This window comes from Tunturiibacter psychrotolerans (assembly GCF_051013365.1).
In the GTDB taxonomy this organism is placed as follows: Bacteria; Acidobacteriota; Terriglobia; order Terriglobales; family Acidobacteriaceae; genus Edaphobacter; species Edaphobacter psychrotolerans_A.
Genome location: NZ_CP132941.1, coordinates 2,577,021 through 2,594,287 on the forward strand (window position 1 = coordinate 2,577,021; position 17,267 = coordinate 2,594,287).

Annotated in this window: 10 protein-coding genes; 5 read left to right on the forward strand and 5 right to left on the reverse strand. The window is 51.2% G+C overall.

The window, feature by feature from the left end:
* Window positions 1-191: 191 nt before the first annotated feature.
* The 3 genes from RBB76_RS10930 to RBB76_RS10940 all read right to left on the reverse strand — a co-directional run bounded on the left by RBB76_RS10930 (window position 192) and on the right by RBB76_RS10940 (window position 4,300).
* The gene (locus RBB76_RS10930; RefSeq protein ID WP_429632396.1) at window positions 192-1,925 is read right to left on the reverse strand and encodes a sodium:solute symporter family protein; all 1,734 of its coding nucleotides are present in this window, start codon (window positions 1,923-1,925) and stop codon (window positions 192-194) included.
* Between the two features lie 144 nt (window positions 1,926-2,069).
* Window positions 2,070-3,548, reverse strand: coding sequence for a xylulokinase (gene xylB / locus RBB76_RS10935; protein ID WP_429632398.1), 1,479 nt, complete (start codon window positions 3,546-3,548; stop codon window positions 2,070-2,072).
* A gap of 89 nt (window positions 3,549-3,637) precedes the next feature.
* On the reverse strand, window positions 3,638-4,300 hold the full coding sequence (locus RBB76_RS10940; RefSeq protein WP_429632401.1) for an SOS response-associated peptidase: 663 nt from the start codon (window positions 4,298-4,300) through the stop codon (window positions 3,638-3,640).
* Window positions 4,301-4,799: 499 nt separating this feature from the next.
* On the opposite strand from RBB76_RS10940, the gene RBB76_RS10945 reads away from it, so the two are divergent.
* The 4 genes from RBB76_RS10945 to RBB76_RS10960 all read left to right on the forward strand — a co-directional run bounded on the left by RBB76_RS10945 (window position 4,800) and on the right by RBB76_RS10960 (window position 12,387).
* The gene (locus RBB76_RS10945) at window positions 4,800-8,267 is read left to right on the forward strand and encodes a carboxypeptidase regulatory-like domain-containing protein (RefSeq protein WP_429632403.1); all 3,468 of its coding nucleotides are present in this window, start codon (window positions 4,800-4,802) and stop codon (window positions 8,265-8,267) included.
* A 231-nt stretch (window positions 8,268-8,498) separates the two neighbouring features.
* Complete coding sequence (locus tag RBB76_RS10950) at window positions 8,499-9,548, forward strand: tetratricopeptide repeat protein (RefSeq protein ID WP_429632406.1); 1,050 nt, start codon at window positions 8,499-8,501, stop codon at window positions 9,546-9,548.
* Window positions 9,549-10,066: 518 nt separating this feature from the next.
* Entirely contained in the window at window positions 10,067-11,026 is a 960-nt protein-coding gene (locus RBB76_RS10955) for an ROK family protein (protein ID WP_429632409.1), read from the forward strand.
* Window positions 11,027-11,118: 92 nt separating this feature from the next.
* The gene (locus RBB76_RS10960; protein WP_429632411.1) at window positions 11,119-12,387 is read left to right on the forward strand and encodes a glycosyl hydrolase family 8; all 1,269 of its coding nucleotides are present in this window, start codon (window positions 11,119-11,121) and stop codon (window positions 12,385-12,387) included.
* A gap of 66 nt (window positions 12,388-12,453) precedes the next feature.
* On the opposite strand, the gene xylA is transcribed toward RBB76_RS10960, so the two are convergent.
* Together xylA and RBB76_RS10970 are read right to left on the reverse strand one after the other, a co-directional pair.
* Entirely contained in the window at window positions 12,454-13,773 is a 1,320-nt protein-coding gene (gene xylA, locus RBB76_RS10965; RefSeq protein WP_429632413.1) for a xylose isomerase, read from the reverse strand.
* Window positions 13,774-14,099: 326 nt separating this feature from the next.
* Complete coding sequence (locus tag RBB76_RS10970) at window positions 14,100-14,381, reverse strand: hypothetical protein (RefSeq protein ID WP_429632416.1); 282 nt, start codon at window positions 14,379-14,381, stop codon at window positions 14,100-14,102.
* A gap of 275 nt (window positions 14,382-14,656) precedes the next feature.
* On the opposite strand from RBB76_RS10970, the gene RBB76_RS10975 reads away from it, so the two are divergent.
* Window positions 14,657-17,137 carry a hypothetical protein gene (locus RBB76_RS10975; protein ID WP_429632418.1) on the forward strand — a complete coding sequence of 827 codons (2,481 nt, stop codon included), beginning with the start codon at window positions 14,657-14,659 and terminating at the stop codon, window positions 17,135-17,137.
* Window positions 17,138-17,267: the final 130 nt, after the last annotated feature.

Genomic DNA, 17,267 nt, shown 5'->3' on the forward strand with positions numbered 1-17,267 from the left:
CACCAAAAGGTGGGATGAAGTTGGAACAAGACGGTATGTGCTTCTCGCCCTGTTGCCCAGGCCCAAGCTCCGTAGGGGAAAAGTACGATCCCATAAAGAAGAGTCAGAAGGCCTACAAAAAACCAAATAGAGAGTAAATCGCCTCGCCCGGTGCCTTCTGCCATGAGGGTGCCCCTTATATCGAATTTGGCCTAGAAAAAAATAAGATTGAGAAAGACGAAAATGACTGCAACTACGCTGGCCCAAAAGATAGGCTTTTGCAGAAGAGTGCTTGACCCATCGTCCGGAATAGCTGTTGCGCCGTAGACGAGCCCATTCAATTCACTGTCAGATTTTGGTTTGGCAAAAAGACTTACCCCGATCGTGATGACAACGCAAAGAATCCAACTCCATAAAGCGCGGTACATGTTCTCGGCCATAGGTTGCGCATCAGACGAAAGGGCAATGCGTGAAAGGGCCTGCTTGCCCCCCACGTGCACGTAAATAAACATTGCGATGGATCCTATTGTGCCTGCCAACAGGCCCCAAAACCCACCCTCTTTAGTCGCCCGTTTCCAAAGCATTCCGATGATAACCGTTCCAAACAGCGGTGCGATGAAGAAGCTAAAGAGCGCTTGCACATAGTCCATAATTGAGGTTGCGTGTGCAACGAGGTAGGCGGTCAGGATCGAGATCAACATACCTATGACCGTTGACCATCGGCCCATCGCGACATAATGTTTATCGCTCGCCTTCTTGTTTATATAAGCGCCGTAGAGATCATAGGTCCACACGGTGGAGAAGGCGCTGACATTTCCAGCCATGCCGCTCATAAATCCTGCTACCAACGCGGTGATGCCAAGTCCTAAGAGACCTGGTCCGCAATATCGGATCAGCATGAGGGGAAGTACTTCGTCGTAGGCGTGCTGCCCAGTAATTTTTGCGACATCGCCAGGAACTAAATGCATGAGACTTCCGTCTGCATTTTTTAATACGGCAAGTGCCAGCAAACCCGGAACTATGACGATAAGTGGGACCGCCATCTTGAATGCTGCGCCAATCACTGGCGCCAACTTAGCCGACCGCAAGTTATTAGCGGAGAGCACACGCTGTACTACAAGAAAATCGGTAGTCCAGTAACCAAAACTAATGACGCCACCCAAGCCAAAGACTATTCCCGTCCAGTGGATGCCCATCGGATTCGATTTAAAGCTACCCAACGTAGACCAAAGATGAGTGTAATCGTTCGATCCTACGTTCCTTGCGATTTGAGCTTTGAGATTCGTCCATCCTCCAGCCTCGATAAGGCCAAGGATCGGAATTAGTGCTGCACCAGCCCAGGTCAAAACAAACTGTAAAACTTCGTTAATGATCGCCGAGCGGAGACCGCCCAGCATTACATAAATTGCAACTGTAATTGCTCCGACCCATATCGAAAACGTCATATTCCAGCCAAGTACGGTTTGCATTACTACGGCCATGGCATACATATTTACGCCGGACATCAGGATCGTCATAAAAGCAAAGCAGGCCGCCGAAAGACCCCGGGCACCCTCGCCAAATCGCAGCTTGAGATACCCCGGCACAGAGTGGGTTCGTGAAATGTAATAGAACGGCATCATCACAATGCCGAGAAAGAGCATTGCCGGAATAGCTCCGATCCAATACCAATGCATCGCTAAAATGCCATATTGATAAGCGGAGCCAGCCCATCCCATGAGTTCCAGCGATCCTAAATTCGCTGAGACAAAGCTCAGCCCAGCAATCCAGGCACTCATTTCACGGTTTGCAAGAAAGAATTCCTCGCTCGTATTGGTTGAACCTTTTACATAAAATCCGATAAAGATAACAACAGCAAAGTACAGCACCAGGATGAGGACATCGAGCGGCACAAGATGAGTCAGTTGCGAAGAGGCGAATAGAACTGCCGCTGAGGCCAAATGCATTTAAAGTCTCGCCTATCTTAGATTTTTTACGCGCCTCGAAATATATGGGCATGTGCCTATTATTGTCAATAAAAAGTACCGATCGAAATCCATACTTCGTCGAGAGTCTCCCACTCGTCTTTCGCGAGTAGTAACGATTCGAATCTAAGGTCGGTAGAGTTCTCGAAGTAGTTCGTTATATCGATGCCGAGATAAATCATACAGAGCGCGAAAATCCGCTCGCGGTTCGGAGGTTGAGTGTCCATCGATACGGACACATCGATCCGTTACGCTCTGAAATGTCTGGGCGATCCCATTCATTCGACTAGAAGCTACCATCGCCTGAATTGCCGCTCCGAGACAGCCCGACTCTTCTTCGGCTGGCGTATTGATTTGAGCGCCAGTTGCATCAGCGAGTAATTGCCTCCAGGCTGAGGAACGAGCCCCTCCTCCAATGACCTGGATAGACTCTGCTCGCTTCCCGGCGAGGACAAGGTCCAACCCGTTTAGGATACCGAAGGTCACTCCCTCAACAGTAGCGCGAAGAAAATTGGACTTGGTGTAATTGGTCGTAGAGATGCCGACCAGCGATCCTCGCGCATTGGGCAGATCAGGAGTACGCTCCCCGCTAAGAAAAGGCAGAAAAGTCAAACCACTTGCCCCCGGTTCGGTTAAATCAAGAGCAGTGTCGATGTCTGCCAAACTCTGCCCTATAAGGGCAACCGTCGCAGTCACCACGTTTGTAGCATTCATCGTGCATACAAGGGGCAACCAACCACCGGATGAGGAGCAGAACGGAGCGACATTGCCGGTTGGGTCTTTGGGAGCTCTCTCGCTGAACGAATATACAGTGGACGAGGTTCCAAGGCTTAGCGTGACGTTGCCCTCGCGAACGTTTCCAGTTCCGATTGCGCCCATCATGTTGTCACCTCCTCCAGAGGAGACAACGGTGGTCGACGGCAATTTTAGTTCGGCAGCAACCTCCGGTCGTATCCGACCCACAACATCGTCGGAGCCGATCAGGCGTGGTAGAGCGGCGAAGAGTTGTCCGGTGCCACCGTCGATAAAGTCCAGGATCTCACGCTGCCACGTCCGGGTGTTCACATTGAAAAAAGCAGTTCCGGAAGCATCCCCGGGTTCAGCGCAAATCTCACCAGTGAGCCAGAAGTTCAGGTATTCGTGAGGTAACAAGATGTGACGTATACGAGTGAAGTGATGAGGCTCTTTTTCTTTCAACCATAGGAGCTTTGAAACTGTGTAGCCTGTGAGCGGAACGATGCCAAAGCGGCAAAACCACTCCGAACGCCCGCCAAATTGTTGAATCAATTCCTCGTTCTGAGCGGACGTTTCAGTGTCGTTCCATAGTTTCGCTGGTCGAATGACCTGATGGTTCTCGTCCAAGACCACTAGGCCGTGCTGTTGCCCTGAAACTCCGATTGCAATCACCCGATCTGCCACGGGAGCAATCGCTTCCGATACTGCAACACGTAACGCGCTAATCCACCACTCGGGGTTCTGCTCTCGAGCCCCAGATTCACGTTCGATAATCTGATGTCGTGCATAGCCATGACCGCATGGAAATCCATTTGCATCGACCAAAAGAGCCTTTGTGCCTTGAGTTCCACAGTCAATTCCGAGATACATGATTATCCTGTCATTTGCGAGTGCGGCGATCGTAAAAGTAGCGCACCGCTTTCAGTTATAGAATCTACAGTATTTTTCGCAGACGACACCTAATTGGGCCGATGGTCAAGAGGTTGGCTCTCACACTCAGTAAGCGTCATCTTTTCTGATGCCAGTGGACGAAGCAGGTCGTACGGCGGGTTGCTCTTTTCGTCTCTCGTAAGCCACCGATCATAGTTGCAGGCCTCAACGATTACGGGCATCCGCGTACTCACGCAATCTAATAAATTGTTAGATTGCGTGGTGATGATGCTGTAACTGAGGATCTCTTGATCGTTTAGAGGATTCTTCCACGAGTCCCACAGAGCTGCCAGCGCAAATGGCTTTCGGTTTGTCATTTCTACGGCATAGGATTTTCTATCCAGGTCAGAGTCTTTCCACTCATAGAAGCCTGAGACGGGTACGAGGCACCGTCCGTTATATAGCGGGTCAAGCCACATTGATCGCATCGATAACGTTTCAGCTTTAGCATTCATCGTGGCAGACCCTCGAAATAGAGTCAGAGACTTGGCGAAACGAGGAATCATCCCCCACCGCATTGTGACAAGCTGGCGATTCCGTGAGGGCGGTATTTCTAAAATGACAGGCTGAAATGTCGCAGGGTTAACATCGCACCTTTCCTGAGGAAATATCGCCGAGTTGTCCGTCGCACTGAGACCGGCCATAGCTTCCATTCCCGATTCATGAAATGAACGATAGTACCTTCTGCACATCCCGGAAGGTCTCCTTTCACGCGTCGTCTGCTCGTCACCGTGTAAGTAACTAATCGAGCTATCTAGTCCCCGCAACAGAAGATACAGTGTGTGCACGTATCGAATACGAGGGTCCGTCAATTTGCGCTTGACAGCCAACCTCGAAGACCGATACTATTCGCGGCGCAATCATTAAAACGTTATAGCACGATTTATTTCGCGAGGGAAATAATTATCAAAACGGCCAAGAGCTTTTGTAATTTGACGGTACAGATCCCGAAGATATCGGGGATTCCTCTGAGCTTTTCGACCGACAATTACCGATGGACGGGCAAATTTTGCTGCGTTCCAAGCTTTTTTTAGAATGGATACCTTTCACGATTATCTGTTTTCGGCCACGAACCCAAACCCCATTCAGTTTCGATCAGAAAGCCAACGTATAGGTGCACTGCACAATATTTTTGTTTGTCCGAAATAACACCGAGCAAGACTTTTGAGGCTGGGACGAGGAGAGAGAGATATGAAACTTTTCACAAGCGTTTTGAAGGTCTTTATGTTTTTCGTTTGTACGACGCTTCTGGCAGGAGCCCAAGAGATCACCGGCATTGTGACGGACCCGTCTGGAGCCGTTGTTCCGAACGCCACAATAACCGCAACGCAGCGGGCGACAGGAACCGTTCGAACAACGCAGTCAGGTCAATCAGGTCTTTACGACTTCTCGGGATTAGAAATCGGAATCTACGATTTGAAAGCTACGTGCCTTGGATTTAAGACCTTTTCGACGTCGGGGCTTGTACTGAACGTTGCGCAAACGCTCCGGGCGAACATTACGTTCTCCGTGGGAGCAGAGTCGCAAACGGTCACAATTGAGGCCAATGCTCTTCAGGTTCAATCGGAAACAAATGAGGTCAGCTCTCTCATCACGGGAAAACAAATCGAGCAACTGGCGACGAATGGCCGCAATGTAATTTCACTGACGACCCTGGGAACAGGCGTCTCCACCACCAACCCTTCCTTCAATGGTGTTACGGCGCAGGGCAGCAGTTTCAATCTGAGTTTTAACGGCATGCGTCCGGACCATAACAATTGGCTCATTGATGGTGGCGAAGTTTATGACCGCGGGAGCGGAGGCAAACTGGATGTGATGCCAGCTCCGGACGTGATCGCCGAGTTTCAAATACTGAGTAGTAACTACAGTCCTGATTATGGAATTTCGTCAGGCGGCACCGTAACCATGATTCTCAAATCCGGGACCCACGATTTCCATGGTGGGTTGTGGGAGTTCAACCGCAACGATGCCTACGACGCGAACAACTATTTCTCGAAGCAGGCTGGGCAACCGAAGCCGGAACTTCGTTTGAATATCTATGGAGGAGACATTGGAGGTCCAGTTTGGATTCCCGGCCTCTACAATAAGGATCGCAAGAAGACCTTCTTCTTCTGGAGCGAAGAGTGGCGTAAGTTTGTTCAGGGCGCCAATCCGAACGCTGCGCAAACGATTCCTGCTTCGAACTTCCCTGTTGCGGGACAGGATCTGAGTTATACAGACTACGTCGCAAATAATGCTGCCGTGCTGCCGCTGGTTCCGGTGACCGCGGACCCGGCCAAACTGGCGCAATATAGCTCATTAGGGCTGACGGCCGGGCAGCCCTTTGCGCACACATGTTCCAGCGCGACTGCCTGTGTCTCAACGATTCCTCACCAACTGTTTGACTCCAATGCCGTCCTCTTTATGGGAACCGGGGCAATTCCAATGCCTAACGCTCCTGGCAATCAGTACATTGCTTCCCCCAAACAGCCTACAGATGTACGAGAGGACGTTGTTCGAGTCGATCACAACATCAACGACAAACTGCACCTCATGGGCCATTGGATTCACGATCAGATGTCGCAAACCATCTTCCCAGTTATGTGGAGTGGCGACAGCTACCCCACTGTAGGAGATGTCTTCGCAAATCCATCATGGGCTTCCGTCATCAGCCTGGGGCAGGTTATCTCTCCAACTCTCTTGAATGAGACCGCCCTAAATGTTAATGGCAACACGATCGATATCACAAACGCAGGTATCTACCAACAACCCGCGGGGTGGACAGCCACGGGAATTTTTACCGGTAACAATGCGCTCAACCGGTTGCCATCTGTTGCCTTCTCTGGAGTCGGGCCTGGGACTACGTACACGACCAACTACTGGCCTTGGCATAATTCGTTTCTCGACTACCAAATTCGTGATGACCTGTCCTGGACCCGTGGGAAGCACTCCTTCAAATTCGGTGCTGGTTACATGCGAATGGACAAAAATCAGCAGCAACAAGCGGACACGCAGGGCGACTACACCTTCAATGACGGAGCCTATGCGAAAGACTCCTATGTAAACTTCCTGCTCGGATTTGCGAACGGTTATACCCAGCTTCAGGCTCAGGAGACTGCTCACTGGGTCAATAACACCTATTCGGCTTATGCCTTAGATAATTGGCATGCTCTACCCAGACTTACTCTCAACCTCGGCCTTCGGTACGATGCTCTGCCACATGTCTATGAAAAAAACAACCGTACGTCGAATTTCATTCCGTCAGCCTTCAGTCTTGCCAACGCGCAAGTTCCTCGAGCTGATGGAACTCTAAATCCCAACGGAGCTGGATTCAGTCAGCCCGCAGGCGCACCAGTGCCGTTCTATTTGAATGGCGTGGAGCTCGCTGGTCAGGGAATTCCGAGGGGGTTGGTGCAAAACTCCTACGGAACCGTTCAGCCTCGCGTCGGCTTTGCCTATGACCTCTCGGGTGACGGAAAAACCGTTATCCGGTCGGGCTTTGGTATGTTCTTCGAACGCGTTCAAGGAAACGACATCTATGGGACTGACGTAAATCCACCGTTCGCCTATCAACCTTCAGTAAACGCTATTTATTTCTCCAATCCAAATCAAAGCAGCCTGAATGGAGCTCTGGCTTCATCTCCAACTTCTCCAGCGAACTTCACCAATCTGGCGTACAACTATCCGAATCCCGGAACGATTCAATTTAGCCTGGGAATCCAACGCGAAGTGGCACCGTCCGTTGTAGCGTCGGTACAGTATGTTGGCGTGACGGGCTGGCATCAGAACGTCGAACGTGCGATCAATACTCTGCCTCTTAGCGACCCTGGTACCGGCTTGTTTACGGAACGCCAGGCGGTTGCAGGTGGAGAAAATGCGAACTTCTTCAGGACCTTTCCGGGATGGGGTAATATCACCCAAACCGAGAACACCACCAACAGCAGCTATCATTCCTTGCAGACAGCCCTGCGCATGGAAGCCAAACACGGCTTTTCCATCCAGCTCGCGTACACCTGGTCGCACGAGATTGATATCCAAAGTGGCGATCTTACCTCTTCCACGTTGTCCGGTTCGGGCGGACAGGTCTCAGATCCATTCAATCTGAACTATGACCGCGGGTCTGGCCTCTTTGATCGCCGCAATATCTTTAACGCAAACTACATCTATGAACTCCCGTTCTTCCTCCATTCGAACAGTGCCTGGGAGCGTAATTTGATAGGCGGATGGCAGATCTCCGGAGTAACGGTCGCAGAGAGTGGCGTTCCGATCAATGTGAACTACGGAACCGATACCCTTGGCCTGGGAGGCGGTACCACCAATCGCCCAAATCTCGTTAGCCACGTCGGTTACCCCAAGAAGCAGCTTGCGTGGTTCAACACCGCTGCCTTCGCAGCACCTCTCGCACCCTGGGCTGGTGGCACTAATCAAGGCTACGGGAGTGCCGGTAAGGATGCGATCGTCGGCCCTGGGCTTTTCAACTGGAATCTTGCCGTCTTCAAAGAGTTTAGGCTTACCTCTCACGAAGGGCCAAGGTTCCAGTTCCGAGCCGAATCCTATAACACCTTCAACCACACTGAATTTAATAACGTCAGTACCGGCTTTACCAGTGGCAACTTTGGGCGGGTCACCTCGACCTACGATCCGCGTGTTCTTCAGTTTGGAGCCAAGTTCTTGTTCTGATGGATCAAAACTATTTCAAGTGACATAACCCCGAGCAGTGGCTTTTTCTCAGCCACTGCTTTTCTTTAGCTTCACCGTCGAACCTGCAATTGTTCCGATAGCATACTTATATATATTCCTTCGGCTCCCATGATGCGTCCACTCCACAAAACTCGGCTCCTGCTTCGTTTCGTCGTATGCGCCGCAACCTTTTCGCACGCTTTCGCTCAGACACATTCCACACCCACCAAGATGCAACAAGCTCTTGCGTATGAAAAACAGGGAGACTTCTCAGCAGCTGAGAAGATCTGGTCCGAGCTCGCCACAGATAACCCCCGGAATTCGGATGCTTGGGCTCATTTAGGTTTGATAAGGGCACTCGAGGGAAATTATCCGGAAGCCGTGATCGCGTATCGAGAGGCACTCCAACTACACTCGCATCTGCCAGGACTCGAAGTCGATCTGGGACTTGCTCTATTTAAACAGCAAAAGCTTGAAGAAGCGGTTCAACCTCTGCAGGCTGCTGTAGCCGAATCTCCCGATGAAATCAAGCCAAAGCTCCTTCTCGCCATGAGCTACTACGGGTTGGGGAAGTATGTGGAGGCCGTGCCCTATCTGACAGCCGCCGTCAATTCTTCTCCTGAGAATCTCCAGTTGAGAATGACTCTGGCACAAAGCTGTCTCTGGGCAGAGCAGTATCAGTGCACGCTCGATCAGTTTCAAGAGATTGTGAGACTAAGGCCCGAGTCGGCTCAGGCCGACATGTTGGCAGGCGAGGCTCTCGATGGGCTCAATAAAACGGAAGAAGCAATCAAACAGTTCCGCGAGGCAGAAAAGGCGTCACCTAATGAACCTGACGTTCACTTCGGTCTCGGATATTTGCTTTGGAAAGAACATAAGTTCGACGAGGCAAGGGAAGAGCTTAAGCTTGAACTCAGAGATGATCCAAATCATGCGCAGGCATTGACCTATCTAGCCGACATAGCGATCAAACAGAATAACAACAGCGCTGCTCGAAGTTACCTTCAGCGAGCATTCTTGCAGCCTAAAGTGATTCGGCTAAGTTATCTCGATATGGGCATCCTCGATGCTGCGGCCGGAGCTAATGAACAAGCTAAAACTAACTTCTTGCGCGCTATTGAAATGGACCCTGCACAAAAAGATGCGCATTGGCGGTTGGCACACCTTTACCTTTCCATGGGGCAACGAAAAGAGGCGCAAGCCGAATTCGCCAAAATGAATGAACTGGAACAGAAGGATCGAGACACGGTTGCCAGACAGATGGCACCAAAAATGCAATAGTTTACGGACTTTCGATTTTCCGAGGAAAACTGCAATTTAGAAGGCGTCGTAAAGGCGTCGATGTTCAGTTGGTCACCTTTACGGTTTCTTCAGAGGAGATCGAACTTACGGCATCTCATCGATTGGCGTCTAATGTGGCATCTGACAAATGCTTGTTCCACGGTACTTTCAACTTATATGCTTCTTTCCAGAACTTGTCGCACTTGCTCAGGGATTCAAACCATAAGGGGTTGCTAGTGAGGTCTATCGGAAGCCCGAAACGGATTCTTACCAGTCGTGGATCGAAACGGATCGATCTGGCCTACGCGGAAGTCTCTTCCAGCGAGAAAGCAAGAGAACACAATCGCGACATCATCCTGGAGCTAGTCCGGTCTCGGCAACCGGTTGCTCGTGCGGACCTCTCCAGGCTGTCTGGCCTCCAACCAAGCACTATCTCGTCGATTGTTGATCAACTTATAGCCGAGCGGTGGATCATTGAAGGGCAGACAGTGCGTAGGCCACGTGGGCGGCGCCCGACGATGCTGTCATTGAATTCCAACCTGGTTACAATCGTCGCGGATGTGCGGCCCCGCCAGGCTTATCTGGCAGTAGTTGATTTTAATGGTCGCTTCCTCGCGCAGATGGCGACGCCGATTACTTCCGATCCAGAACAGTCCGTCGCCAAACTCGGAGTTGCGATGCGCAGCCTTATGGATCAACATCCGGAGAAGACTTTTGAAGGCGCAGGTGTCAGTCTTCCGGGTCGAGTCGACCCTGACTCGCAGCGACTGATACTCGCCCCGAATCTTAGCTGGTCGGGGTTTGATATCAAAAAAGTTCTTCAGCAGAAGCTGAAGCTGCAAGTAGAAATGGACAACGATGCAAATGCGTGTCTACTCTCTGAACTCTGGTTCGGGCGGATGGATGGAATTCGGAACGCAGTGCTCGTTAGTTTGTCAGAGGGTCTCGGAACTGCGATTCTCGCAAATGGGCAACTGCTCTCAGGAAAAAACGGTCTGGCTGGGGAGTTCGGTCACATTCCACTTGATCCCACAGGCATATTGTGTGGGTGCGGATTGCATGGATGCTGGGAGACTTTCGCGTCTTCGGACGCGGCGTTGCGCTTTTATGCTGAGTTAGCTCCTGATGCGCGGAAGGTGACCATCCATGATTTGCTTCAACTTACAGAGGAGGGAGACAAGCAGGCTATTCAAGCAATTTCGAAGCAAGCCAGCTTCCTGGGCAAGGGCCTCCGTCTCATCACGGCCGCCATTTCCCCTGAGGTCATTTTGATCACGGGAGCGTTGACCACCTATTGGAATCGTTTCGGGCCGATCGTGGAAAATGAGCTACAGGCCACAATGCTCGCAGGTACTCCGCCTCGGCTAGAGATCGCGAGCGGCGGCGAATTGGCGAGATTGAGAGGCGCCGCAGCGATCGTCTTACAGCGCCACTCTGGCTATAACCGATCAACGCATCCGGTGCACGCCAGAGCCTGAAGCAGGAAGTTTAGATCACAACGCGTCGCGCTTAAGCTCACCTACCGGATCTTCGCCCTTCGGAGAACAACCTCATGTTTCGGACTCGTTGCGTGCTGCTCACTACCGTACTAGCACTATGCCAGACACTACTTCCGGCAACTGAGAAAGATGCCGAAAGGGGAGCCTTTTACACTGGGCGATATCGAGATCTGTTCGCAGAAATCGGTCACTCGCCAGACGAAAGCCGCGCAAGAATAAACGCAGCCTTTCAGCAGCTTTTTCATGGTGATCAGCAGACACAGACTCTCTTCTATGAAGTTGGAGGCAATAAACAAGGCGCTCTGGCCTACATCACGGATATAGCCAATCACGACGTGAGAACAGAGGGCATGAGCTATGGGATGATGATCTCTGTTCAAATGGACCGGAAGCGCGAGTTTGACGCTCTGTGGAACTGGGCCAACACTTACATGCTCATCACTGACCGCAAAGATCCTGGATTCGGCTATTACAAATGGTCAATGAATATTGATGGCTCTCCTCATTCGTCTACGCCGGCGCCGGACGGTGAAGAGTACTTCGTAATGAGTCTTTACTTCGCAGCAAATCGTTGGGGATCGGGAAGAGAGCTATACAACTACAAAGCTCAGGCTGATCGTTTACTTCATTTGATGCGTCATCATCCGGTTATGACCGGGTCGACGCATTCAGGAATTCGCACCATCGGTCCCATGGTCGATGAGAAGCATCACATGATACGGTTCGTGCCTGACAGTCCCAATGAAGACTTCACTGACCCCTCGTATCATTTACCCGCTTACTATGAGTTATGGGCTAGATGGGGACCACCCGAAGATAGAGCATTTTGGGCCCAGGCTGCCGAAACAAGCCGCCGATTTTTCCTTCTTACGACAGATCCAAAGACAGGCCTCTCACCGGATTACGCCAATTGGGACGGGTCTCCACGACCCAGCTTTAATCATTTTTCTACCGATTTCTCCTACGACTCGTGGAGGACAGCTAGCAATTGGAGTGTAGATGCATCATGGTGGGCAAAGAGTCCGGAGGAATCGGAACTCTCGAATCGAATTCAACAGTTCCTGTTTGCCCAAGACCTCGCGAAGTTTGACGATCAATACACTCTTGCAGGTTTGCCTCTCTCCCAAAGACACTCAGTCGGTATGGTAGCCACGATGGCGGTTGCATCCCTAGCCGCAACAAACAATCACGCTAACGCTTTCGTCGAAAACCTCTGGAATTCGGCTACGCCTTATGGCGAACAACGCTATTATGATGGGCTGCTGTATCTCATGGGCCTACTCCATTGCTCCGGAAATTTTCGCGTTTACGGACCTAAGTACATTCGCCCGGGGCATTAGGATTTGTGCGCGAGGTGATTCCGAAAAACGCGTGCCAATCGTCAGTCTGTTTCTCTTGCAGAACACTCACCAGGTCATTCTCCCAAGAAAGTTTTCCAGCAACTCCTGCTTGCCTGAACGCGGCTTAGGATTGACCCCACCTGCCTCAGTGGCTGAAGCAATCTGGTCTAGAGTCAATTCGCCCCTGAGCATCGACTGAGCCTGCGGGGTCTGCCAACCAGAGTAGCGTTCGCTAAGGATTTGGTCATACCGTCCGTCTTCTACGATCTGAGCTGCCAACAAGAACGCTCGGGCACACAGATCCACACCTCCGACGTGGGCATGAATCAAGTCCTCCGGATCAAAACTCTGTCGCCGGACCTTTGCATCAAAGTTCAATCCACCCTTTCCGATTCCCCCGGCTTTTATCACGTGATACATAGCCATGGTTGTTGTTTGGAGATCATTCGGAAACTGATCAGTATCCCACCCTAACAAAGGATCGCCGCGATTCATATCCAGAGAGCCCAAGATACCAAACGTTGCCGCAGTCGCAATTTCATGTTCAAAGCTATGACCAGCAAGTAGTGCGTGATTCGCTTCGATGTTGACCGCAACCTCATTCTCTAAGCCGAATTTTCTGAGCAAACCATAAACGGTGGCAACATCGAAATCGTATTGATGGGCGGTCGGTTCCTTTGGCTTCGGCTCAATGAGGATCTGGCCTTCAAAGCCGATCTTGTGCTTATATTCCACAACCAGAGTTAGAAAACGTCCGAGCTGCTCGATCTCCTGTCCCATGTTTGTGTTCAATAACGTCTCATAACCTTCTCGACCGCCCCAGAGTACATAGTTCTCACCTCCAAGAGTTTTCGTGACATCCATGCAATGTTTGACCGTAGTTGCTGACCAGGCAAAAACCTCTGGGTCAGGATTCGTAGCGGCACCGGCCATAAAACGCGGATGTGAGAACAAGTTTGCCGTACCCCACAGCAGCTTTGCTTTATGGGTGCTCATCTTGTCGGCGAGATATTCTGCCATTACGTGGAAGTTTCGGAGGGACTCCGCTAGTGAATCACCCTCGGGAGCTATGTCGCGATCATGAAACGTATAGAACGGAAGATCGAGCACACGAAACAAGTCGAATGCTGCATCCGCTTTGTTTCGAGCCGCGGCCATGGCGTCGCTAGCGAGCATCCATGGTCGTTGAATCGTGGGTCCGCCAAATGGATCACTCCCATTCATTGCGAGACTGTGCCAATATGCGATGGCAAAGCGGAGATGCTCCGAGAGAGGCTTTCCAAAGATAATCTTACTCGCGTCATAGTAGCGATAAGCGAGCATGTTTTGCGAGTCTTCGCCCTCATATTGAACCGTAGCGAAGGGGCTAAAAATAGATTCGATCAATTTTCTCTCTCCTGGCGTCGATCACGAACTTACGGTGATGCATAAGGCGAAGTTGCAACTTGGCAAGAGCATTGCCACTTTGTTCACATTCGAAGGGATATGGTTATAAAATTTCGGAGCACAACTAAATGTTATTTGTTTCAGTCATGACAGTTGCCGGTTAGCCATCCATTTCTTTATGAAGATCACTTCAAAAATGGCTATGAAATCAGTCATTATCAAATGATTCCTTTGAACCTATAGAATGTATGGCGCCGTCTAATCGAGTTTATTCGATCATAGAACTATATTCTATAGACCGTGAGTTGGAAAGTGGGGCCCAGATCTCACCCACTCGATAAAATTCTCTTCTTCTGCTCCGTTGCACCGAATGGCAAAGCAAGCCTGGGATCTTTCCATTTCGCGGTGAGGTATCCGCTTACCTCGAACGTCTCTTTGGTCTCATCGATGGCCACAAAATTCGTGACGTAGAGCGCAACGGCCACCTCGACCGACTGGCCACTAAGCGACGGAGGCAGAAGCAGCTCGACGTTCTCTACGGTCTGTTTCTCCGAGGGTTCCTTCTTAGTCGCAGCGCCTAGAGTCGGCGCCGCCAGACACGACAGCATCGCTATGTATACGATGTTTCGCCAAACGAATATTCGGATGCGATTGGTTCCGGTACCAGAGCAAAGCCTATACCTTTCACAATTCAGCTTAGCGAAACGGTTTCTTTGCGAACCGCGAGGGTGTTCCGCGGCCCGACAGTCCGTACTACAACTGGGGGGCGTCGCTTGGGGGACCCGTCGTTATTCCGCATGTCTACGATGGCAGGAACAGGAGTTTCTTCTGGATTGGCTCGGAAGGGTATATTCAGACCTCTCCTTACACCGAGAGTTTTGCAGTGCCCACTGCGCTCGAGCGTACTGGAGACTTTTCAAAAAGCTACAACGCTGACGGCTCGCTGAACGTAATCTACGATCCGATGAAAACCTTCACCGATGCGACCGGCACCCATCGAACACCGTTTGCCGGCAACAAGATTCCTGTCGGTCAACTCAGTACAGTAGGCAAAAACATTGCCTCTTACTATCCGCTTCCTCAGTTGAGTACTCCGACGGGACAGTACAACTTCACGGGAACGGACGATGTGCGCGACCATGCACAGGAAGTGACGGTAAAGCTTGATCAGCAGATTCGTCCATGGTGGAACATCAGCGGCTCATATATCTTTTACGAAGCCTTGCAGCCTCTGGGAAATCCACTCGGCACGCTGCCTGGGAGCTATTCCTATACCTATCATCGTCAGGTCGATGCCGTTCAAGTCAATAGCACGTGGATCCTGAATCCTAAGACGGTTGTAACTGCGCGCTACGGCAATAATCGCTTTCCAAACCTTATCGCGGAGGTTAGTCAGGGCTTCGATCCCGCAACACTTGGATTCCCCGCGTCGTACTCATCTCAGATTCAGTCCAAGTTCTTTCCAACTATTTTTTTGCGTAACTTCTCGCAGCTAGGTCAGAACACCAGTTCGCTCGACAACTGGAAGTCGCAAATCATCAATGGAACGGTTGCCAGGACGGAGGGGCGTCACAATCTGACCTTCGGAGGGGAATACCGCCGCATCCGTATGGACTTTCAGGATTTCAGCAATGCTCCTGGTACCTATACTTTTTCAGGCGCATTTACTCAGTCGGGCCCAAATGCTTCGGGCGATGGCTCGGGGTCAGATCTCGCTGATCTCCTGCTTGGCTACCCTGTGTCAGGGGAAGTCGATATCACCACGCAGCTCAATACCTACCTGGACTACTTCGCTGTCTTCGCGCAAGACGACTGGCGAGTCACCTCGCGACTTACGCTTAACCTCGGCCTTCGGTACGAGGGGGAGACAGGGTTGAAAGAAGACCACAATCAGCTTGCGGTTGGCTTCGACCGCACGGCAACTTCTCAGTTGGCGAATGGCGCTACGGTGACAGGCGGAATCCTGTTTGCGGGTGTGGACGGCAATCGCCGCGACATTGGCGATCTATCGCTTCTAAAGTTTGCTCCGCGTCTTGGCGCCTCCTACCAAATCAGGACAAAGACTGTTCTCCGTGGTGGATATGGGATTCTCTACGCCCCGTTACGTTATGACCCAATCGGTGCTTTAGCGCCAGGTTTTACCGCGGCTAACTCATACGTTGCCAGCTTCGACAATAACCAGACGTCGGTGGGCACCATCAACAACCCATTCCCTGCAGGACTCCAAAAGCCAATTGGAAACTCTGCGGGGCTGCTCACAGGGATCGGCAATTCGGTTACGAGCTATGATCAGAACCTTCATGCTCCGCGGGTGCAACAGTTCTCGGTCGGGGTCGAGCAGGAGTTGCCTTCTCATATCGCGCTCGATGTTTCTTATATAGGATCGCGATCCATCAATCTCAACCCTTCTCCAACCAGCAGCACGCCGGTCAATTTCAATCAGCTCGATCCATCAAACTTCAGCCTGGGCAGCTCCCTCAGCGATGAGGTGCCAAATCCAAACTATGTCGCCGGAGGACCTGGAATCATAGGTCAAACTACAGTGGCACGGTCGCAAACGCTACGCCCTTTCCCTCAATTTACTTCCGTGAATCTCTTCGTCAGCTCTGCGCACGCGAACTATAACGCGCTTCTGATCAAGGCAGAAAAACGCGCAGGTCATGGTTTAAATCTTGTGACCTCCTTCACCTGGTCACGCAACATGGATTCCTCTTTTGCCACGGCAAACAGCATTCAGAGTTCAGGCATCTCCGCACCGCAGAATGTATATGACCTTGAAGCCGAATATGCTCACTCGGTCACCGATGTTCCCTATCGATTCGTCGCTGGCGTTCTTTACGATCTTCCGTTCGGCAGAGGAGAGCGCTTTTCAACTGGTACTCGCTGGGGTGACGAGATCATCGGCAGGTGGCAGTTGAACGTTCTACCCACCTTCCAGAGCGGATTTCCTGTTTCCATCTATCAGAGCAGCAATCCGAACAACACCATTGCGGGCAACGGTGTGCAACGTCCGAATCTTGTATCCGGAGTTGCACTCGGGACCAAAGGCACCCTCTATGATCGGCTAAACGGATATATCAACTCGGGAGCATTCACAACCTCTGCGGCCTACACGTTTGGCAACGCTCCGCGCACTCTGTCGTTGCGTGGTCCCGGCTATGAAAACTGGGACATCTCTCTGTTTAAGAGCGTTTTGATTCGCGACAGACTGAACGTACAGTTCCGCGCGCAGACCTTCAACACTTTCAATACACCATTGTTTGCGGGCCCAAACACCGCGTTCGGAAGTGCAAACTTCGGTGCAATCACGGCACAAGCCAACTTCCCGCGCTACCTTCAGCTCGGTCTGCATATAACTTACTGACTCAAGTACGACACTTATCTATAAAGGAAAAATGCAATCAGTGCTTACTCGCAGGTCTCTTCTAAAAAACTCTACTCTTGCCCTGGGGGCGAGCTTCTTTCCGACCTCTGCGATTGCGACGCCGCAGCCG